17 protein-coding genes and 1 pseudogene are annotated in these 21,128 nt (G+C 67.6%); 2 read left to right on the top strand and 16 right to left on the bottom strand.

Annotated elements, in window-relative coordinates:
* Positions 1 to 826 precede the first annotated feature (826 nt).
* Genes rsmA through lptF form a run of 6 tightly spaced genes read right to left on the bottom strand, consistent with a single transcriptional unit; the run spans position 827 to position 8,693 of the window.
* A complete protein-coding gene (gene rsmA / locus EG885_RS08060) occupies positions 827 to 1,672 on the bottom strand; it encodes a 16S rRNA (adenine(1518)-N(6)/adenine(1519)-N(6))-dimethyltransferase RsmA (RefSeq protein ID WP_131573970.1) in 846 nt (281 codons plus the stop codon).
* On the bottom strand, positions 1,669 to 2,700 hold the full coding sequence (gene pdxA, locus EG885_RS08065; RefSeq protein ID WP_131573971.1) for a 4-hydroxythreonine-4-phosphate dehydrogenase PdxA: 1,032 nt from the start codon (positions 2,698 to 2,700) through the stop codon (positions 1,669 to 1,671). Before pdxA ends, rsmA begins: the two co-directional genes overlap by 4 nt.
* Complete coding sequence (locus EG885_RS08070) at positions 2,700 to 3,974, bottom strand: peptidylprolyl isomerase (RefSeq protein WP_131573972.1); 1,275 nt, start codon at positions 3,972 to 3,974, stop codon at positions 2,700 to 2,702. Before EG885_RS08070 ends, pdxA begins: the two co-directional genes overlap by 1 nt.
* Before the next feature lie 32 nt (positions 3,975 to 4,006).
* A complete protein-coding gene (locus tag EG885_RS08075; RefSeq protein WP_242679561.1) occupies positions 4,007 to 6,463 on the bottom strand; it encodes an LPS-assembly protein LptD in 2,457 nt (818 codons plus the stop codon).
* Positions 6,460 to 7,569, bottom strand: a complete 1,110-nt coding sequence (lptG, locus tag EG885_RS08080) for an LPS export ABC transporter permease LptG (RefSeq protein ID WP_131573973.1) — start codon at positions 7,567 to 7,569, stop codon at positions 6,460 to 6,462. Before lptG ends, EG885_RS08075 begins: the two co-directional genes overlap by 4 nt.
* Positions 7,566 to 8,693 (bottom strand): LPS export ABC transporter permease LptF, encoded by a 1,128-nt coding sequence (lptF, locus tag EG885_RS08085; RefSeq protein ID WP_131573974.1) that lies wholly within the window; start codon positions 8,691 to 8,693, stop codon positions 7,566 to 7,568. Before lptF ends, lptG begins: the two co-directional genes overlap by 4 nt.
* A gap of 112 nt (positions 8,694 to 8,805) precedes the next feature.
* Here lptF and EG885_RS08090 point away from each other — a divergent pair, with 112 nt between their 5' ends.
* Positions 8,806 to 10,386 (top strand): leucyl aminopeptidase, encoded by a 1,581-nt coding sequence (locus tag EG885_RS08090; protein ID WP_131573975.1) that lies wholly within the window; start codon positions 8,806 to 8,808, stop codon positions 10,384 to 10,386.
* A gap of 103 nt (positions 10,387 to 10,489) precedes the next feature.
* On the top strand, positions 10,490 to 10,939 hold the full coding sequence (locus EG885_RS08095; protein WP_131573976.1) for a DNA polymerase III subunit chi: 450 nt from the start codon (positions 10,490 to 10,492) through the stop codon (positions 10,937 to 10,939).
* Positions 10,940 to 11,061: 122 nt separating this feature from the next.
* On the opposite strand, the gene urtE is transcribed toward EG885_RS08095, so the two are convergent.
* The 10 genes and pseudogenes from urtE to EG885_RS08145 form a co-directional block, all read right to left on the bottom strand.
* Positions 11,062 to 11,769, bottom strand: coding sequence for an urea ABC transporter ATP-binding subunit UrtE (gene urtE, locus EG885_RS08100; RefSeq protein WP_131573977.1), 708 nt, complete (start codon positions 11,767 to 11,769; stop codon positions 11,062 to 11,064).
* 1 nt (position 11,770) lies between these two features.
* Positions 11,771 to 12,511: an urea ABC transporter ATP-binding protein UrtD gene (gene urtD, locus EG885_RS08105; RefSeq protein ID WP_131573978.1), complete on the bottom strand. Its 741-nt coding sequence runs from the start codon at positions 12,509 to 12,511 to the stop codon at positions 11,771 to 11,773.
* Complete coding sequence (gene urtC / locus EG885_RS08110) at positions 12,508 to 13,680, bottom strand: urea ABC transporter permease subunit UrtC (protein ID WP_131573979.1); 1,173 nt, start codon at positions 13,678 to 13,680, stop codon at positions 12,508 to 12,510. The genes urtD and urtC overlap by 4 nt, the downstream gene beginning before the upstream one ends.
* Before the next feature lie 3 nt (positions 13,681 to 13,683).
* Complete coding sequence (gene urtB, locus EG885_RS08115) at positions 13,684 to 15,606, bottom strand: urea ABC transporter permease subunit UrtB (protein WP_131573980.1); 1,923 nt, start codon at positions 15,604 to 15,606, stop codon at positions 13,684 to 13,686.
* 57 nt (positions 15,607 to 15,663) lie between these two features.
* Positions 15,664 to 16,926 (bottom strand): urea ABC transporter substrate-binding protein, encoded by a 1,263-nt coding sequence (urtA, locus tag EG885_RS08120; protein ID WP_207392228.1) that lies wholly within the window; start codon positions 16,924 to 16,926, stop codon positions 15,664 to 15,666.
* 214 nt (positions 16,927 to 17,140) lie between these two features.
* Entirely contained in the window at positions 17,141 to 17,764 is a 624-nt protein-coding gene (gene ureG / locus EG885_RS08125) for an urease accessory protein UreG (RefSeq protein WP_131573981.1), read from the bottom strand.
* Positions 17,761 to 18,417 carry an urease accessory protein UreF gene (locus tag EG885_RS08130; protein ID WP_242679562.1) on the bottom strand — a complete coding sequence of 219 codons (657 nt, stop codon included), beginning with the start codon at positions 18,415 to 18,417 and terminating at the stop codon, positions 17,761 to 17,763. Before EG885_RS08130 ends, ureG begins: the two co-directional genes overlap by 4 nt.
* Positions 18,418 to 18,655: 238 nt before the next feature.
* Positions 18,656 to 19,123: pseudogene (locus EG885_RS23280) on the bottom strand (urease accessory protein UreE); the annotation flags it as partial.
* Between the two features lie 13 nt (positions 19,124 to 19,136).
* The gene (ureC, locus tag EG885_RS08140) at positions 19,137 to 20,822 is read right to left on the bottom strand and encodes an urease subunit alpha (protein ID WP_131573983.1); all 1,686 of its coding nucleotides are present in this window, start codon (positions 20,820 to 20,822) and stop codon (positions 19,137 to 19,139) included.
* Positions 20,819 to 21,124, bottom strand: a complete 306-nt coding sequence (locus EG885_RS08145; RefSeq protein WP_131573984.1) for an urease subunit beta — start codon at positions 21,122 to 21,124, stop codon at positions 20,819 to 20,821. Before EG885_RS08145 ends, ureC begins: the two co-directional genes overlap by 4 nt.
* Between the last annotated feature and the right edge of the window lie 4 nt (positions 21,125 to 21,128).

Below are 21,128 nucleotides of genomic sequence, written 5' to 3' on the forward strand. Positions count from 1 at the left end.
GCCATCAGAACGATGGCGGCCAGCGTCATGACGGCAATCGGGACCGGTCGCGGGATCAGCAAAATCGCGACAGCCAGCCCCGGGACCAACAGAACCGGGACAACCAGTCCCGCGACCAGCAATACCGGGACAATGCGCCCCGCGACAGCCATCCGCGCGACCCGCAAAGCCGCGACAACCAGCCGCGCGACAGCCAGCCGCGCGACAATCAGCCCCGGGATCCGCAAAGCCGCGACGCACAGCCCCGGGACAGCCAGCCCCGCGAAAACCAGCCCCGGTCGTCGCGTTCGCGCCGCGAGCCGCGCGACAACAACGATCCGCGCAATGCCGAGGCTGCGGCTCCGGCTCAGGCCACCCTGCCGGATGTGCTGAGCGCGCGCGAGGATGACGCTGCCGCCCCGGTGATCACGCCGGAAACCGGCGCCGCGGTCGAAACGCCCGCCAAGCCCCCCCGCGCGCGGACCCCGCGTGCCCGGACGCCGCGTGCCGCTTCGGATGCGGCTGGCGATGCGACCTCGACGGATGCGGCGCCGACCGATGTGGTGCCCGCGCCGACCCGCAGCCGCCGCAAGCCTGTGATGAAAAGCGATGCTGTGGTGTCCGATCCGCAGGACGGCAATCAGGACTGATCCCGACCGGATCACCACACGGACAAGGGCGCGCCAGACGGCGCGCCCTTTGTCATTCGTCAGAGCCTTTCAACCTCTGCCAAAAGCTCCGGCGCGGGCACAAGGGGCACCAAACGCCCCCCTTTCTTCTTCACTCAAATATCCATCTTTCCGGCAGCAGCCAGATGGCCCACCACCGGGGGTCGTCCAGCCCCCCGTCACGCCTCGCGCGCAGCCTTCAGGGCGCGCGCCAGAGCGCAGAACTGTTCCAGCTCGATCTCTTCGGCGCGGGCGGTGGGGGGGATGGCGACGCTGTCCAGCAGCGCCTCGATCTGAGGATGCAGGCCCTTGAGGCTGGCGCGCAGCATCTTGCGGCGCTGGTTGAAGCCCGCAGCGGTGATCTGGCCCAGAACGGCGGCATCGGCGGGAAAGCGGGGCTGGGGCAGGGCGGTCAGATGGACGACCGCGGAATGGACCTTGGGGGCGGGCACGAAGGCCTCGGGCGGCAGGGTCATCACGATGCGCGCATCGGCGCGCCATTGGGCCAGCAGCGCCAGCCGGCCATAGGCCTTGGAGCCGGGCGTGGCGGTGATGCGCTGCGCGACCTCTTTCTGGAACATCAGCGTCAGGGATTGCCAGAAGGGCGGCCAGTCGCGCGGCGTCAGCCAGCGGATCAGCAATTCGGTGCCGACATTATAGGGCAGGTTCGCGGCCACCCGGATCGGCGGCGTCAGATGGGCCATCGGGTCGATGGCCAGCGCGTCGCCGGTGATGATGGTCAGGCGGCCCGGATAGGCGGCGGCGATCTGTTCCAGCGCAGGCAGGGCGCGGGGGTCTTTCTCGATCGCCAGCACGTGGCGGGCGCCGCAGGCCAACAGACCGCGCGTCAGCCCGCCGGGACCGGGGCCGATCTCCAGCACGTCGCAGCCGGTCAGATCCCCCGCCTGACGGGCAATCTTGTGGGTCAGGTTCAGGTCGAGCAGGAAATTCTGACCCAGCTGCTTCTTGGCGCTGAGGTCGTGGGTGGCGATGACCTCGCGCAGGGGGGGGAGGTTGTCGATCATGGCTGATGCCGGACCGGGGGTTTCACACCCCCGGACCCCCGTGGGATATTTCGGCCAAGATGAAGGGGCTGCCGGGCATTGGCCATTTGGCGGGCCATCGTCAGCGCGGCGATGGTGGAGGCCGGGTCGGCCAGCCGCTTGCCCGCGATGTCGAAGGCGGTGCCGTGATCGGGCGAGGTGCGGATGAAGGGCAGGCCCAGGGTCACGTTGACGCCGCCTGCAAAATCCAGCGTCTTGATCGGGATCAGGGCCTGATCGTGATAGGCGCAGATGGCGGCGTCATATCCGGCGCGGGCCGGGGCGTGAAACATCGTGTCGGCTGGCAGGGGGCCGGTCAGGTCCATCCCCTCGGCCCGCAGGCGGGTCAGCAGGGGGACGATCATGTCCAGTTCGGTTCGGCCCATCGTCCCGCCCTCGCCCGCATGGGGGTTCAGCCCCGCGACCGCGATGCGGGGGCTTTCAATCGCGAAATCGCGGATGAGCGCCGCATGGGTCAGGCGAATGGCCTGTTCCAGCGCGGCGGGCGTCAGGGCCGCAGGGACATCCGACAGGGGAATGTGGATCGTCGCGGGCACCACCCGGCAGGGCGGCGTCACCGTGGTCGAGGCCAGCATCATCGCCACCGGCACATCGCCTGCCAGATGGGCCAGATATTCGGTATGGCCGGGAAAGGCGAAGCCAGCGCCCTCTTTCAGGGCCTGCTTGTTGATGGGCGCGGTGGTGATGCCCGCCACGCGGCCACTGATCGCCAGATCGACCGCCCGGGCGATGACCGCGATCACATCCGCCGCATGGGACGGGTCGGGGCGGCCCGGCGTGGCGGGACCGCTGAAATCATGGCGCAGGACCGGCAGATGGCCCGGCGGCACGGGGTCCGAGGGGTCGGCGACCACGGTCATGGCGCAGCCCGGCGGCAAATGCCGGGGATCGCCCAGCCAGACCAGATCGACGCCCGAGGCCAGCGCCAGCGGCGCCAGTTCCGGGCCCACGCCTGCGGGTTCGCCGCAGGTCAGCAGGATGCGTGCCATCAGGGTCGCCGGATGATCGCGTCGGCGCGCAGGTCGGCCAGATAGCCCTCGGCGGCGGCATTGACCTTGAGGTTGAACAGCTGGCTGCGCACGGCCTCGCGCGTGGGGATGCCTTCGGGTTGGGATGGCTGGGGCACGGCGGCTTCGACCCCGTCCTCGGGCAGGGCAGTGGTCGCGACCTCGGCCTGCGCGGCCAAAGCGGGCTGGCGGGAACACAGCATCACCAGATCGGCACCCGCGCCGACCGGCACCACGCCCGCCTCGCCGGGGTCCAGCGAGGCCAGCCGGGCGGCGGTGCCCTGCGGGATCGCCCCCTGGCTGGCTGTCTGGCGCTGGATCTGCGGGGCGATGTCGGGGCCTGCCTGACCGTAAAGATCGTCGCAGCCGCGCACGGTTGCGGCCAGCCTTGCCGCATCGGCGACCGAGGCCAGGCGCAGCGTCATGTAATCCAGCACCTGTTCACGAGCGCCCGCGCGCACCGTCCCCTGAATGTCGCGCAGGAAGAACAGCACCACCGCGCCCTCGACCGGCAGGGGCTGGCTGACCTGCCCCGGCTGCAATGCGGTGACGATGGGGCGCAGCGAGGGCGGAAGATTGTCCAGCGCCAGCATGTCCAGCCGTCCACCGGCCTGCGCCGAAGGCGTGGCGGAATACTGGCGCGCGGCTTCGGCGAACTGCGCCTCGTTCGGGCGGGATCCGGCGATGCGTTCGGCCAGTTGCAGGGCCTGCGCCTCCTGACCCGGGGGGGCGGGGATGATCAGTTCGGACAGCAGCACCCGGTCGATGACCGGCGTTTCGATGGCGCGCTGCAATTCCTGATCCACCTCGGCATCGGACACCCGCACCTGGGGCAGCAGGCGGGCGCGCACGACCTCGCGCCAGACGGTGCCGGCCTCGACGAAATCGCGAAAGACGCCGTCTTCGATGCCCGCGCGTTCCAGCTGGGCGATGAAGCCCGCCGCGTCCAGACCGGCGCGTCCGGCGAATTCCTCAAGGCCTTCCTGCAGACCTTCGGGGGTGATCTCGACGCCGATCTCGGTGGCGGCCTGCACCCGCAGCCGGTCATCGATCAATGCCTGCCGGGCCGCGTCGGCATCGGCCAGCGGCGCGCCGATCGCCTGCATGAAGCGCATGCGCTGGTCCACCTCGTATCCGGTGACCGCGCTGTCGTTCACATAGACGACGGGCGCGAACAGGTTCTGCGCCATGGCGGGGGCCACCGCGCCCGTGGCGATCACCGCCGCAAGGGCGATACCCGAAAGGAAATGCCGCATGTCTGCCCTCATCCTCGTTTGTTGGCGCCAGATTAGCGCATGCAGTTCCTGCGCGCCACCGTGCCCGGCCCGTCTTGTGCCATGCCAAAGCCGCCCAAGCGCACGGAAAGATCGAAACTGGTCTCGGCCCGCAGCAGATCAGAGCTGCTGAAGCGGCGCGACAGGCCGGTTTCGACGGTGATGCATTCGTTGCGATAGGCCACCCGCAGGGCGGCGCGCTGTGCCCTGTCGGCGGCGAAATCATAGCGGGTTTCTGCCTCGCCCCACCAGCCGCGCGCGATCTGCCAGCTGAGATTGCCGGCCAGTTCGCTGGCATCAATGTCGCGGCCCTCGTCCTCGTCGCGGTCGATCCAGATATAGCCTGCCGACAATTGCAGATCCGGACGCAGCCAGCCGACCCGCAATTCGTTGCGGGAAATAGCGAAATCATCGCCGAACAAGGCCCGGTTGGCGATGGCCAGCCCGTCGCCGCTGTCGTAATGCGCCGCCAGCAACCAGTCCGAGGCGCTGCCGCCAAGCGGGCTGTCTGCGTCCAGATTGTCGGCGTCGCGCGCACGCAGCACCCGCCCGCCGGTCAGACCAAGCGACCAGCCGGTCGGGTCGATGCGCGTCCAGGTTGCGCCGATATTGGCGCGCAGCCCGGTTTCGCGGACGTCGGAACCGGGAAAGCGGTTGTCGGAAAACAGATTGCCCTCGTCGAATTCGATCAGGCGGCTGTCCTCGTTCGGGATGTCGTCATCGCGCCCGCGCGGGGAATACAGAATCTGGACCACCGGTTCGACCAGATGGGTGGCGCCCGCATGGCTGCCCGCCAGCGGCCAGCGCAATTCGACCCCCACCTGCGGGTCGACACGGGTCACCACATCGTCAAAGCGGTCGTCCTGCGCGATGCGGTACAGATCGGCATCAATGCCCGCCAGAGCCGCCGCAACCACCCCGCCGGGCAGGATCTGGCTGCGCCGCCAGTCGGCCCCGACCGAGGCCCGCGCCACGTCACGCCCGATCTGATCGTCATCCGAGGGACGCCTGTGCGCATGGGCTGACCATTCCAGCAGCACCTCGCCGCCGATCACGCGCGGCTGCACGCGTCGCATCCAGATGACATCGGCCACCTGTGCGGGCGATGTGGCGTTGTCCTCATCCTCGCGCAGCGAATTATAGTTGCCGACCCGGCCCCAGATCATCTTGTCGCGGCGCACGCGTTCCAGCGACAGCCCGCTCCACAGCCGGTCGGCATCGGTGATGCCGTAATCCAGCAGATAGGCCCGGTCGGACGCCGTCTGCACCTGCAGCCCCAAGCGATATCCGCGCGGCAGCGCGAACTGTCCCGCGCCAAAGACATAGCCGCGCGTCTCGCCGGGATCCAGATCGTCGCGGCTGATCGCGCCGGACCATTCGGTGGCGCCATTGGCAAAGGCCTGACGATAGCGCAGCTCCAGCGTGCGGGTCCGGTCCAGCGAGACGTAGGGCGTGATGGTCAGATCCGCCTGATCGCCAAGCGTCTGGAAATAGGGCAGCTTTACCCCGAACCCCAGCCCCGAGGTGGTGCGCACCTCGGGCCGCAGAAAGCCCGACCGCCGCCGCACCGTCGGGTCGGGCGCGGTGACCTTGAAGGGCGCATAGGCCAGCGGCACGCCAAAGGCGCGCAGCTGGGGCCGGTCAAAGGTGATCAGCCGGGTTTCGGCATCATGGGTGATGCGGCGGGCGCGGATTTCCCACAGCGGCGTCGGATTTTCGGCGCAGATCTGGCAGGACGAGGCGACGACATCGCTCAGCTCGCTGATCCGGCCATCCTCGCGCCGCTCCAGCCGGGTCGAGGCCAGCTGCAATTCGCGCGCCAGCACCAGCCGTGCGCCCAGAATGATGCCGTCGCGCAATTCGCGGTCCAGCTGGGCGCTGTCGGCGATCAGGATCGCATTGTCGGTGGGGTCGGCGGGGTCGGCATCGGCGCCTGCCGTCGTGCCGCCGGGCTGCGACAGATGGATCGGCCCCTCGATGGTCAGATCGCCCGAGGCGCCGTCGACCACGATGCGCGATGCGATCAGCCGCGACCCCTGATACCAGACCACCACCCCGCCCGAGGCGATCAGCGTCTGATCCCCCTGCAGCTGCACGTTGTCGGCCAGCACCGTCGCCGCCGTGCCGCCATCATCGGGGCGCGCCGTGCCGGGCAGGGTCACATTGGCATCGGGGGTCAGCGCCGCCGGGTTCGGCGGCACGGGGGTGCGGTCGCTCATGGGTTGGCTGGCCAGCGCCTCGGCCTCGGGGGCCAGCGCGGTCACGCCCATATCGACGCCCATCGCGCCGGGCATGCCGGTCAGCGATGGCATGCCGCTGGCCTGATCCTCGTCGCCAAAGACCGATTGCGCGGCCAGAGGCCCGGCAAGCCCCAAGCCCAGGACCAGAGCGGCCAGCGCGGCGCCGGTCTTCAGCGTCGCCCATCCCCGGGCGGGGCGCCGGGGCGCCCGTGTCACGATCAGCGCGCTCATCCGTCCTCCCGCTTCAGGATCAGGCCCAGGGCCAGCATGGCGCCGACCAGCACCGGGGTCCATGCCGCCATCGGCGGTGGGATCTGTCCGTTATCGCCCAGAACCTGCGCCAGATTGCGCAAAAAGAACAGCGCGATCCCGGCGCCAAAGGCCATCAGGACCGCCGCCCCCGCATTGCGCCCGCGCATATGCTGCATGGTAAAGGCGGCGGCGATCATCACCATCGCGGCCATCAGGAAGGGGCGGGCCAGTTCCATCTGGAACCAGACCTTGTGGCGGGCGGCGGAAAAGCCCGCACGTTCCAGCCCGGCGATAAAGGTGGGCAGTTGCCAGACGGGCACCGATTCGGGGCGTCCGAACCCGTCGCGGATGCCCTGCGCGGTCAGATCCGAGGCCAGCACCATCGCCGCGCTGCGCACCACCCGCGCCTGCGGATTTTCCTGATCCAGCGGGTAATCACTGACCTGATGCAATTGCCACGCGCCGGGCGTCAGCCGCGCCTCGCGGGCCTCGATCCGGCGGATCGGACCTGCCTCGGCGTCAAAAACCAGAAAGCTGGCATCATACAGCGTCACCGCATCGGGGCTGGCGCGGCGCGCGCGGATGACGATCTGCCCGGCCTCTTGTCCGCCCTCCTGCATGGCCTGACGCAGCCAGACGGCGCTGTCGCCGACGCTGACGGTCTGGCTGCCCGCGCGCCCGATCTGGGCCACCGCCTCGTCATAAAGCGACCCGGTGGCGGCGACCAAGGGGTTCAAAAGCCCCACGGTCAGCGCGCCAAGCGCCACCGCCGTGGCCACGGGCGCTGCGATCACCCGCAGGGCCGAGCGTCCCGAGGCGCGGATCGCCACCATCTCCGAACTGCGCGCCAGTCCCAGAAACAGCGCGATCCCCGCCAGCACGGTCATCAGCGGCAGAATCGCATAAAAGCTGCCGGTGATGTTCAGCGCCGCCAGACGTGCAGCGCCCGCCAGCCCGATATCGCGGTCGGAAAAGCGGCGGATGATCTCGATCATGTCGATCAGGAACAGGATCAGCAGGAAAACCCCCGCGATCATCAGAAAACTGCGCAGGAACCGCCCCGCCACATACCATGCCAGAATCATGAGGCCACCCTGCGCATTCTGGGGCCACGCGGTCTGGCGGCCATCCATAACAGCCCCGCGCACAGCGCCGCCCCCAAGGCTGCGGGCAGATACAGCAGCGGCCACAGGGCGACATCGCGCCCGACCTGATTGGCGGCGGCATTGGACAGGAACTGCACCCCGATCAGCGCGACGATCGCCCAGCCCACCTGCCGCCAGACGCCAAAGCGGGAAAACCCGCCGATCATCAGCGTCGCAAAGCCGATCATCGCGGCGACGGGCGACAGCAGGGGCTGGGCGATCCGCTCATGCGCCTCGCGGCGGGCATCGCCGGGCGTGGCGCCGGTCGCCTCCAGCAGGGCGGCATCGGGCGACAGCAGGCGCAGCGTGCCATAATCGCGCAGATCGCGGCCCCTTGTACCGCCGCCATGGAACATCGCCCCGATATCATAGCTGAATTCGGCAAAGCGGGTCACCGACAGAACCGGCCCGGTGGCACTGGTCCGCAGGTTCTGGGCCATCCCCTGCAACAGGACCAGCACCGGCCCGGCCTCGGCCCGGACCACCAGCGCCTCTTGCGCGGTATAGCTGACGACATTGGCCGGATCGCGGCCATCCTCGATGAACAGGTCCAGCAGCCGCCCGTCCCCCGCCACATCGCGGATGAACAGCGTCACCCCCGGCGCGGGATACTGAAAGGCGCCCGGCCGCAGGAACTGGGCGGTCACATTCTCGGCGATCTCGGCAGAGCGGTCGGCCAGCCGGGCGCGGGCCAGAGGCACCAGCCCGTGGACCAGCACCGCCACCATCATCCCCACGAAGACCCCAAAGATCAGCACCGGGCGGGCCAGCCGCCACGGGCCCAGCCCCGCCGCCTGCATCGCCACCAGCTCGGATTCGCCGGACAGGCGGTTGGTGCCATAGGCAGTCGCCGCAAAGGCCGCCACCGGCAGCACCACCGAAATGACCAGCGGCAGGGTCAGTGCGGTGAATTCCAGCACCACCAGCGCCGTCTGGCCATCGTTCAGCAGGTCGTCGAACAGGCCGACCGCACGGTTGATCCAATAGACCGACACCAGCACCAGCGCAAAGAACCCGAACAGCGTCAGCAGCTGACCAAGAATATAACGGTCGATCCGGGGCATGGCTGGCCTTTGCATGCGTGACGTTCCGTCCTGCTTAGCGGCAAGGGCGGCTCTGGAAAAGGGCCGGGCGGGGGTCTAGGGTCATCCGCAACCAGACGTGAGGACCGTTTCCATGACCCAGCCTGTCGAAATCAACTTTACCGACGTCAATGCAGATCTGCTGGCGGACCATCCGGGGCGCGTGGCGCTGATCCTGACCAGCACCGACAAGCTGGCCGGAAAACTGCCCCGCCCCGCGCGAGAGGCGGCGATCCGCGCGCTGGCGTCCAAGGCCGGCAAGGCACTGAAACCCGGCCAATCGCTGGAACTGGCCTTCCCCGCCGGCATGGCGGCGGATGCGCTGGTGCTGGTCTTTCTGCCCAACGCCTCATCCCAGGCCGAGGCGCGGCGCGCGGGTGCGGCGCTTGGCGCGAAACTGGGCCGCAGCCACACGCTGATTCTGGCGGGCGCGCACAGGCTGGCCGGGGATGTGGCCCTTGGGCTGGCGCTGCGCGGCTATGATTTCTCGGTCTATCAGACCAAACCGTCCGAGGCGGGGGCCACCGCGCAGTCGGGCGGTCTCATGCCCGAATCAGAGGGTCAGGCCCCCGATGCCCTTCTGGGCGATGCGCAAGCCGATGACCGGCTGGAAGCGCCCGCCGCCGAGGTGTCCGACAAGGCCCGCGTCACGATGATGGTCAAGGATCCCGAAGGTCTGGCCAAGGTCGCAGGGTCCGCCGCAGCCGTGGCCGAAGGTGTGTTCTTCACCCGCGATCTGGTCAACGAACCCGCCAACGTCCTGACCACCAGCGATTTCGCCGACCGCCTGCTGGCGATGCGCGAACTAGGGTTGGACGTCGAGGTGCTGGACGAGCCGGAATTGGCGAAACTGGGCATGCGCGCGCTGCTGGCCGTGGGTCAGGGCAGCGAAAGCCCCTCCAAGGTCGTGGTCATGCGCTGGAATGGCGGTGGCGATCAGGCGCCTCTGGCGCTTGTCGGCAAGGGCGTCGTTTTTGACACCGGCGGCATCTCGATCAAGCCCGGCGCCGGGATGGAGGAGATGACGATGGACATGGGCGGTGCGGGCGTCGTGGCGGGCGTCATGCGCACGCTGGCCCTGCGCCGCGCCAAGGCCAATGTCGTCGGTCTGGTCGGTCTGGTCGAAAACATGCCCGACGGTCGCGCCTATCGCCCCGGCGACATCCTGAAATCGATGAAGGGCGACACGATCGAGGTCGTGAACACCGATGCCGAAGGCCGGCTCGTTCTGGCCGATGTGATGTGGTACGCGCAGGACCGCTTCAAACCCTCGGCGATGATCGATCTGGCGACGCTGACCGGGGCGGTGATCATCGCGCTTGGCCATGACAATGCCGGGGTCTTCTCGAATGACGACACGCTGTCCGACCAGATCCTGCAGGCCGCCCGGGCCGAGGGTGAGGGCGCGTGGCGCCTGCCTCTGGGGCCGTCCTATGACGGGCTGATCAAGTCGCGGCTGGCTGATATGAAGAACTCGGGCGGTCGTGCCGCAGGCTCGATCACCGCTGCGCAGTTTCTGGCCCGCTTCGTGCGTGATGGCCAGCCCTGGGCGCATATCGACATCGCGGGCGTGGCCCTGCCGCCCGCCGCCACCGATCTGGCCCCGCGCGGCGCGACGGGCTGGGGCGTGATGACGCTGGACCGTCTGGTGCGCGACAGCTTCGAACGCCCGTGACCGGTGCGCCCATCGCCGGCGTCTTGCCCAGCCCCCGCGACGCCGTGGGGGCCCTCCGGCGCCGGGGCGGCCCCGGCCTGTGGCGTGCGCGGGGTCACGCCTGATGGGCAAGGCGCTGTTCTATCATCTCACCCGCTCGCCTGCCGAGACGCTACTGCCGGTCCTTCTGACCAAGGCGCTGTCGGCAGGCTGGCGGGTGGAACTGCGCGCCCCGGATGCCGCCCGGCTGGATCATCTGGACCAGCATCTGTGGCAAGGCGACGGATTTCTGCCGCATGGCCGCGCGGGCGGTGCCCATGACGCGCGCCAGCCGGTCCTGCTGACCCTGCCCGGCCAGCCCCCCGCCAACAACCCGGCCTGCCTCATGGCGCTGGACGGGGTCGAGATCGCGCCGGCCGATGCCGCAACCCTCGACCGCACCTGCATTCTCTTCGACGGCGGCGACACCACCGCCACCGACCGCGCCCGCACCCAATGGCGCGCCCTGACCGGCGCCGGCATCGAGGCCGAATACTGGTCCGAGGATTCGGGCCGTTGGGAACGCAAACGCTGACCCTCCCGATCGCTCTTCTTCTTCACGAAAATATCCCCGGGGGGTGAATTGGCCGCAGGCCAAGAGGGGGGCTGGCAGCCCCCCCCCCTTACTCCGCCCGCGGCCACGTTCCCGATTTGGGATTACACTTCGGCATGCCCCGCCAGCCGCGCATGCAGATCCTCGCGCCGCAGACTGGCCTTGGCGCCCTGCATGACGGCGCGACCCCGCTCCATCACCAGAAACTGATCGCCCAGATCCCATGCGAAATCGAAAAACTGCTCGACCAGCACGATGGCCATGTCGCCCCGGTCGCGCAGGGTGGCGATCACCCGGCCGATCTGGGCGATGATATTGGGCTGGATCCCCTCGGTCGGCTCGTCCAGCAGCAGCACGCGAGGTCTGGTGATCAGCGCGCGGGCGATGGCCAGCTGCTGTTGCTGACCGCCCGACAGATCGCCGCCGCGCCGATGGGCCATCTCGGCCAGCACGGGAAAGCTGTCGAAGATCTCGTCGGGGATCTTGCGGTCCGCGCGGGGCAGGCAGGCAAAGCCGGTCTCCATGTTCTCGCGCACGGTCAGCATCGGAAAGATCGCCCGGCCCTGCGGGACATAGCCGACGCCCATCCGCGCCATCTTCTGTGCCGCCAGCCGCCCCAGCTCCTTGCCATCATAGCGGATCTCGCCGCCCGAACGGGGATGCCGCCCGGCCAGCAGGTTCATCAGCGATGTCTTGCCCACGCCATTGTTGCCCATCACGCAGGTGACCTCGCCGGGCCGGGCCGTGATGTCGATGCCATGCAGGATCTGGCTGCCGCCGTAATGCAGGGTCAGGTTCGTCGCCTCTAACATCTCATCGCCCCAGATAGACGTCGATGACGTCGGGATTGCGGGTCACATGGTCCAGGCTGCCCTCGGCAAGCACGGACCCCTGATGCAGCACCGTCACCTTGCAGTTCAGGCGGCGCACGAAATCCATGTCATGTTCCACCACCACCACCGCCCGCGTCTCGGCCAGACGGCACAGCAACGAGGTGGTCTGTTCACGTTCCGCCAGCGTCATGCCCGCCGCCGGTTCATCGACCAGCAGAAGGCGTGGCGCCGAGGCCAGCAGCATGCCGATCTCCAGCCATTGTTTCTGGCCGTGGCTCAGCTCGCCCGCCTTGCGGTCGACGGCGTCGGACAGGCCCACCTCGGCGGCCAGATCGGCCACACGCGCCGCAGATTCGCCGGACGGGCGCCAGCCCAGCACCGAAAACGGGCTGCGGTCGGCCTTCAGCGCCATGATCAGATTGTCGGCGACCGACTGATCCTCGAACACGGTGGGGCGCTGGAACTTGCGGCCGATCCCCTCGCGGGCGATCTGCGCCTCGTTCATCTTCAGCAGCGACTTGCCCGTCTCGCCGAACCGCACCTCGCCTTCGTCGGGGCGGGTCTTGCCGGTGACGATATCCATGAAGGTGGTCTTGCCCGCGCCATTGGGGCCGATCACCGCACGCAGTTCGACCTCGTTGATGGAAAAGGACAGATTGTTGATCGCCTTGAACCCGTCAAAGCTTTTGCTGATCCCGTTCACTTCCAGCAGCGCGCTCATGCCCGGCCCCTCTTGTTCAGCAGATCGAAGATGCCCGCGATGCCCTTGGGCGCATAGAGTGTGACCAGCACGAAGGACAGGCCAAGCGCGACCTGCCACCAGTCCACCCAGTTCACCACATAGCCGGGCAGATGGATCGAGGGTGCCCGCCCGCCGGTGAACCATGTCGACAGCAGTGACACGACAAAGGCCCCGATGACTGCGCCATAAAGCCGCCCCCGCCCGCCGATGGCCACCCAGACCGCCAGATAGATCGAGGCGATGGGCATCATCTCGGCCGGGTTGATGATCCCGGCCTGCGGATAATACAGCGCGCCTGCGATCGCGGTGATCATCGCGGCGACGGTAAAGACGACCAGCTTGAACCCCTCGACCGGATAGCCCAGAAACCGCACACGGGTTTCGTCGTCGCGGATGGCGCGGACCACGCTGCCGAACTTGCCGCTGACCAGCCACGCCGCCAGCACATAGACCAGCCCAAGCGCCCCGGCAGATGCCCACAGGAACCAGACCGACAGCGTCGCCTGATCGACCGCGTCCATGCCGGGCAGGTTCTGCAGCCCCGACAGGCCGTTATTGCCGCGAAAGCCGCTGTCGTTCTGAAACAGCCACAACGCCAGCGCCAGCGTCATCGCTTGCGTCAGGATCGACAGATAGACGCCGTTGACGCGGCTGCGAAAGGCCAGCCAGCCGAAGACCAGCGCCAGAAGGCCCGGCACCGCGACCACAAGGATCAGCTGCAGCGGCAGGGAATGCGCGAAGCTCCAGACCAGCGGCAGATCGGCGCTGCCGACCACGCCAAAGATCTGGTTGGTGACCCCGTCGCGGATCTCTTGCGGGGTGGCGGGGATGGGGTTCTGCGCCTGCGAGGCGATGACGATCCCCTCGGTCCGGGCATACATCAGCCATTGCCCGATCATGTAGCCGCCAAGCGCAAAGAACGCCATCTGGCCAAGCGACAGGATGCCCAGATAGCCCCAGACCAGATCCATTCCGACCGCCGCCATCGCCAGACACAGGGTCATGCCAAGCGTCTTGACCATCGAGGTGGGGATGACCCCCGTCCCATAGGCATGGCTGAGCAGGGTGACGGCGATCGTGAACACCGCCAGCACCGCCAGCATGATCAGGGTCGAGGGGGTGCGCAGGATGAAGGGAGTTCGCGTCATGGGTTACGCCTCGGCCGCGCGGCCCTTTTGCGGGATGATCCCACGGGGCCGGAACTGGATAAAGATGATGATGAACAGGATCATGAAGGTCTGCGCCGCCAGCGTGTTGCCGGGGTTGAAGCTTTCGATGACCTTGGACAGCCCGCCGATCAGCGTGGCGCCCGCCAGCGTGCCCCAGATATTGCCGACCCCGCCCACGACCACGGTCATGAAGCTTTGCACGATATATTGCTGGCCGATCTCGGAGGTGACCTGTGCGAACAGACCGATCGCCACGCCGGCGATTCCCGCGATCCCGGACCCCAGACCAAAGGTCATCATCGCGATGCGGTCGGGGTTGATGCCCATTGATGCGGCCATGCCGGGGTTCTGGGTCACGGCGCGGACCTCCAGCCCCAGTCTGGTGCGCTTCATGATGAACAGGAACAGCCCCAGAAACAGCAGTGCCAGAACAAAGATCGCCACCCGGATCGAGCTGATGCCGATCACGTCGTTGATGATGATCGACCCTTCCAGCCAGGGCGGGGCGGTCAGCGGGCGGGCCTGCGTGCCAAAGATGTTCTTGGCCAGCTGTTGCAGCGCGATGGACACGCCAAACGTCGCCAGCAGCGTCTCCAGCGGGCGATGCGCCAGATGGCGGATGACCAGACGATACAGAACCACCCCGGCGCCGAAGGTCACCGCAAAGGCCAGCGGCAGCGCCACGACCAGCGACAGGGTCCGGTCCGCGATCAGCGTCTGCACGGTATAGCCGGTATAGGCGCCCATCATGATGAATTCGCCATGCGCCATGTTGATCACCCGCATGACGCCAAAGGTCACGGCCAGCCCGATGGCGGCCAGAAAATAGATCGAGGCCAGCGACAGCGCGTCCAGCCCCAGATCGATGCCCTGCATCGCGCCAAGCCGCACCTGCGCGCGGATCTGCGCGGCGCGGGCGGCATCGGTGACGGCGCTGTCGTTTTCGGCATAGAGTTCGAAGACACGATGGGCGTCCAGCGCGGCCTGAACCTCGGCCTCGGTCGCGGCGGGGGGGACGGTGCCTGCGGCCTCCAATGCCTCATAGGCGGTGTCGCGGGCGGTGGGGTCGGACAGGTCTGCCACCGGAACGCCGCCGACCATGCCGTCGCTCAGATTGGCCGCCAGCGCGCCGCGCTGCTCGATCGAGGTCAGGCGCGGTTGCAGCACGCCGTCCTGCACCAGCAGGGCGATGGCGTCATCGCGGGGCAGATCGTCGCTGTCGATGGTGACTTCGCGCGCGACATTGCCCGAGGGTTCGTCCGTCGCCACCACCCGCCGCGTGACCAGCAGCGGGTTCAGCGCGGCGCGGAAATCGAGGCTGACATCGCCGGCCATCTCCTCGATGGCGGCGACGCGTTCGGTGCTGCTTTCGCCCACCTGAATGGTCAGCAGCCGTTCCAGCCGGGCCTTGCGGGCCGCCAGCGCGGGGTCAGGATCGTCCAGTGCGGCGCGGAGCGCGGATAGCTGTTCGAATGTGCCGCCGCGCGCCAGCGAATCCAGCGCCGCGCGGCGCCGCGCGGGGTCGGGATCGTTCAGCGCCCCCGCCACCAGTGCCGATTCGATGACGCCGCGCACGCCCGAATTGGGGCGCAGCATCTGCGGATCGGCATCCGGGACCGGCTGGCCGGTCACCGCATCGGTGGCCGCGTCATCATCGCCGACGATGACCGCGCGCCCGTCATCGGTCAGGCCCAGCTGGCGTTCGGACCATGCCTGCAGCAGGGCCAGCCCTTCAGGCCCGGTGGCGGCGATCTGGGCCACCAAAGGCTCGACCGTCAGGCGCGAGGGACGTTCCAGCCCCTCGATATTCTCGGCGATCACGGCCTCAAGCGCCGGATTGGCCTGCACGGAGATGGGCAGCAACAGGGCCACAAGCAGCGGCAGAACTCGTTCAAGACGGGTCACGCGGGGGATTCCTTCGGCAAGGGGAACCGGGCGGCGTGAACCGCCCGGCCAAAGACATCAGTAGTTCGACTGAACCTGCACGCAGGTCTGGGTCTCGGTGTTGAACATCCCGCAATCCTTGCCCGGCCAGTCCGAATCCAGAACGGCCGATTCCGGCAGGAAATCGGTCCAGGCGTCGCCCGCCACGGGCTCTGTCTGGCTGACGATGTCGAACTGGCCGTCATCGCGGATCTCGCCGATCAGGACCGGCTTGGTGATGTGGTGGTTCGGCAGCACGGTGGCCATGGTGCCGCTGAGGTTCGGCACCTCTACGCCGACGATGGCATCCAGAACCGGGTCCACATCGGTGGTGCCCGCCGCCTCGACCGCCGCGACCCATGCGTTGAAGCCGATCACCGTCGCCTCCATCGGGTCGTTGGTCACGCGATCCTCGCCCGCGAAGCTTTTCCACTCTTCGATAAAGGCGGTGTTCACGTCGCTTTCGGCGGTCTGGAAGTAATTCCACGCGGCCAGATGGCCGACCAGATCCGCGGTATCCAGACCCGACAGTTCTTCCTCGCCGACCGAAAAGGCCATGACCGGAATGTCATCCGCCGACACGCCCGCCGCTGCCAGTTCCTTGTAGAAACCCACATTCGCGTCGCCGTTGATGGTCGACACGACGCCGACCTTCTTGCCGCCCGCGCCAAGCGCCACGACATCGGCCACGATCCGCGACCAGTCGGAATGCCCGAAGGGGGTATAGTTGACAAAGATATCCTCGGCCGCGACGCCATTATCCTTCAGATAGGCATCCAGAATGTTGTTCGTGGTGCGCGGATAGACATAGTCGGTGCCCAGCAGCGCCCAGCTTTCCACGCCCAGTTCGTCGCGCATGTAATCGACAGCGGGGATCGCCTGCTGGTTCGGCGCGGCACCGGTATAGATGACGTTCTTGGACGATTCCTCGCCCTCGTACTGCACCGGATAGAACAGCAGGCCGTTCAGCTCCTCGATCACCGGCAGGACGGATTTGCGGCTGACGCTGGTCCAGCAGCCGAAGATCGCATCGACCTCGGACACGGTCAGCAGCTCGCGCGCCTTTTCGGCGAACATGGGCCAGTCGGATGCGGGATCGACGACCACGGCCTCCAGCGGGCGGCCCAGGACGCCGCCCTTGGCGTTCTGCTGTTCGACCATCATCAGGACGGTGTCCTTCAGCGTGGTTTCGGAAATCGCCATGGTGCCCGACAGGGAATGCAGCACGCCGATCTTGATCGGCTCGCCTTCCGGTGTCTGCGCATGGGCCGCCTGCGCCAGCGTCAGCGCGCTGGTCAGCATCAGGATCTTGGTCAACTTGGTCATCATACCCCTTTTCCCCCCGGCTCTGGCCGGTGTCCCTGTCAGATTTCGTCAAGAGCCGGGCCCTTGCCGATGCAGGAAGACGGGAAAATCAGGCAGCTGAACAGGATTCGAGCAGGTGACGCCCCGCCTGCGCAGGCACTGGCGCGGGCTTGGGCAGATCGGCAGGGCTTTGCCTGTCAGGCGGGCAGGATTAAGGCGCGGATGGTGTCAAACCGCCTTGTTCGATCAGGAAATCGACGATCTCGGCGACGCCTTTTCCGTGCCGCAGCTGGGCCATGACGACGGGGCGCGTGCCGCGTGCATCATGTGCATCCTTTTCCAGCAGCACTGCATCGACCCCGACATAGGGCGCCAGATCGGTCTTGTTCACCACCAGCAGGTCGGACCGCGCCAGACCGGGGCCGCGCTTGCGGGGAATGTCCTGCCCCGCCGCCGTATCGATGACATAGATCGTCAGGTCGGCCAGTTCCGGGCTGAAGGTCGCCGCCAGATTGTCGCCCCCCGATTCGATCAGGATCAGCTCCAGATCCGGGAAGGCCGCGTTCAGATCGGCGATGGCGGCCAGATTGATGCTGGCATCCTCGCGGATGGCGGTATGGGGGCAGCCGCCGGTTTCCACGCCACGGATGCGGTCTTCGGGCAGAACCTGCGCGCGCATCAGCGCCTCGGCATCCTCGCGGGTATAGATGTCGTTGGTGATCACGGCCATGGACAGGCGCGGGGCCAGCGCACGGGCGATCTGTTCGGTCAGGGTCGTCTTGCCCGCACCGACGGGACCGCCGATGCCGACGCGGAGAGGTCCATTCAGGCTCATGATCGGAAAATCCTTGTTGTCATCGTTTCATGCCGCATGGCGGCCATCTCGGCCCCCCATGCGGCGCTGGCAAGGTCGCCTTGCGTGGCGGTTGCCGCACGCGTCGCGCGGGTCAGGATCCTGGGCTGCAGGGCGGCCAGCATCCGTTGCCCCTCGACCGGGCCAAGCGGCATGAACCGCACGGCGGCGCTGATCAGGCCGGCGGCCTGCGATTGCAGAAACGCGGCTATGATCTCGGGTGCGGGCAGATTTAACGGCGCGCAGGCCTGCCCGAAGGCGACCGGCAAAGCGGCGGCGGGATGCGGCGTGCCGGTCAGTGCGGTCATGTTGGCGGCAAAGGCGGTGCCCTGTTCCACGGTTTCCACCAGGCGCTGGCGGGTCAGGCAGGCGGCGCGGGCCAGATCGTCCAGCGCCGCCGGATCGGCGCCGGGCTGCAGGGTCAGCGCGACCAGCACCCCATCTGTCCAGCCTGCGCCATGATCCAGCCAGTCGGCCAGCCATTGCGCCAGCGTGGCACGGGTCACCAGCCCCTGATCCATCGCGTATTCCAGCCCCTGAGACCAGGCAAAGCCGCCCACCGGAAAAGCGGGCGACAGCATCTGCCACAGGCGCAGCCGGGCCGTGTCAGGCGTGATCATGGGCCGGGTGGTCATGCCCGTGGCCGTGGCTGGCCTTGTCGGTCTGGTCATGCCCGTCGCCTGCGTGTCCGCCATCCGCATGACCGGTGCCCGTATCGCTGTGGCTGTGCGAATGGCTGTGGCTGTGGCTGTGCGCCGAGGCGTGGTTGTGGCCCGAAGCGTGACTGTGGCCGTCCGCATGGCTGTGGGCCGAGGCCTGACCATGGGCATGGCTGTGCGCCGAGGCATGGCCCGGCGCCTGTTCGCCCGCGCCATGCGGGTGGCTGTGGGCATGGTCTGCCGGACCGTGATCATGGCCGAAGGTGCGGCCATGGCCATAGGCGCCGCCTTCGGGGCGGAATGGGATGTCCTTGCGGATCACGTTGGCGCCCAGCTGTTTCAGCATCGCCTCCATCACGTGATCCTGCCGGATGATCAGGCGGTCGGCCTCGATCCGGCAGGGCGTGTGGCGGTTGCCAATATGCCAGGCCAGCCGCGCCAGATTGCCCCGGATCTCGATCACCGGTTCGGGGGCGGCGCGCACGACGATCTGGCGGCCATCCGACAGCTCGAACGCGTCACCGTCGTCCAGACTGGTCACCTCGGGCAGGTCGACCATGAAATGGCCCCCGTCAAAGGACAGGCGTTTGCGGCGCAGCAGGCGGCCTTCGTAATCCAGCGCGATGTCACCGTCAAAGGGCGCGGGCGCATTGCGGATGATGGTATGGGCAGTGGCGGTCATGATGTGTCCTCCCTCAGAAGAGGAAATAGCGCTGAGCCAGCGGCAGTTCCGTCGCAGGCTCGCAGGTTAACAATTGTCCATCGGCGCGAACCTCGTAGGTTTCGGGATCGACCTCGATCACGGGCAGGGCGTCGTTCAGGATCATGTCGCGCTTGCCGATGTCGCGGGTGTGTTCCACGGCGATCAGCGTTTTCGACAGCCGGCTGGCGGCGCCCGCCTCCAGCCCCGCTTTCGACAGGAACAGCGCCGAGGCGCGGCGCGTATGTCCCCACATGGGGCGCGAGAACATCGGCTGGACCGGAATGGACCCGTTCGGATCGCCCATCTGCGCCACGCTGATCAGCCCGCCGACCAGCACCATCTCGGGCTTGGCGGCAAAGAACGCGGGCGACCACAGGACCAGATCGGCGCGCTTGCCGGGCGTGATCGACCCGATATGCGCGCTGACCCCCTGGGCGATGGCCGGGTTGATGGTGTATTTCGCGATATAGCGGCGCGCGCGGACATTGTCGTTGTCGCCCGTTTCCTCGGGCAATCTGCCGCGCTGCTGGCGCATCTTGGATGCCGTCTGCCACGTGCGGATGATCACCTCGCCGATCCGGCCCATCGCCTGACTGTCGGATGAGATCACCGAAAACGCGCCCAGATCGTGCAGGATATCCTCGGCCGCGATGGTCTCGCGGCGGATGCGGCTTTCGGCGAAGGACACATCCTCGGGGACGCGGCGGTCCAGATGGTGACACACCATCAGCATGTCCAGATGTTCCTCGACCGTGTTGGCCGTATAGGGCCGCGTCGGGTTGGTGGACGAGGGCATGACATTCGCCATCCCCACCATGCGCATGATGTCGGGGGCATGGCCGCCGCCCGCGCCTTCGGTGTGATAGGCGTGGATGGTGCGGCCCGCGATGGCGGCCATCGTATCCTCGACAAAGCCCGATTCGTTCAGCGTGTCGGTGTGGATCATCACCTGCACGTCCATCTGATCGGCCACGGTCAGGCAATTGTCGATGGCGGCGGGGGTGGTGCCCCAATCCTCGTGCAGCTTCATCGCACAGGCGCCCGCGCGGATCTGTTCGATCAAGGGCGCCGGAACGCTGGCATTGCCCTTGGCGGCGATGCCCACGTTCACCGGCAGGTCGGCGCAGGCCTCCAGCATGCGGGCGATGTGCCAGGGGCCCGGCGTGCAGGTGGTGGCCAGCGTGCCATGCGCGGGCCCCGTGCCACCGCCCAGGATCGTGGTGACGCCCGAATGCAGGGCATGATCGATCTGCTGGGGGCAGATGAAGTGGATGTGACAGTCGAAGCCGCCCGGGGTCAGGATGCGCCCCTCTCCGGCGATGATCTCGGTTGCAGGGCCGATGATCAGGGTCACGCCGGGCTGGGTGTCGGGATTGCCCGCCTTGCCGATGCCCGCGATCAGCCCGTCCTTGATGCCGACATCGGCCTTGATGATGCCCTGATGGTCAAAAACCACGACCCCGGTGATGACCGTATCCATCGCCCCGCCATCGCGGGTGACCTGAGACTGGCCCATCCCGTCGCGTACCACCTTGCCGCCGCCGAATTTGACCTCTTCGCCCGGAATGGTCAGGTCGCGCTCGACCTCGATGATGATCTCGGTATCGGCCAGACGGATGCGGTCGCCCTTGGTGGGACCGTAAAGCGCCGCGTAATCGGCGCGCGACAGCGTCGTCATAGCGCCCCCATGATCTGGCCGCGAAAGCCCTGCACGATCCGGTCGCCTGCATAGCCGACCAGAGCGACCTCGCGCGACTGGCCGGGTTCAAAGCGCACGGCGGTGCCTGCGGGAATGGCCAGCCGCATCCCGCGCGCGGCCGCGCGGTCGAAATCCAGCGCCGGGTTGGTTTCGGCGAAATGGTAATGACTGCCGACCTGAATGGGCCGGTCGCCGGTATTGGCGATCATCAGGGTCAGGGTCGGGCGCCCCTCGTTCAGGGTGATGTCACCGTGGGCGGGAAAGATCTCTCCGGGGATCATGGGG

The organism is Paracoccus nototheniae (assembly GCF_004335005.1).
Lineage (GTDB): Bacteria > Pseudomonadota > Alphaproteobacteria > Rhodobacterales > Rhodobacteraceae > Paracoccus > Paracoccus nototheniae.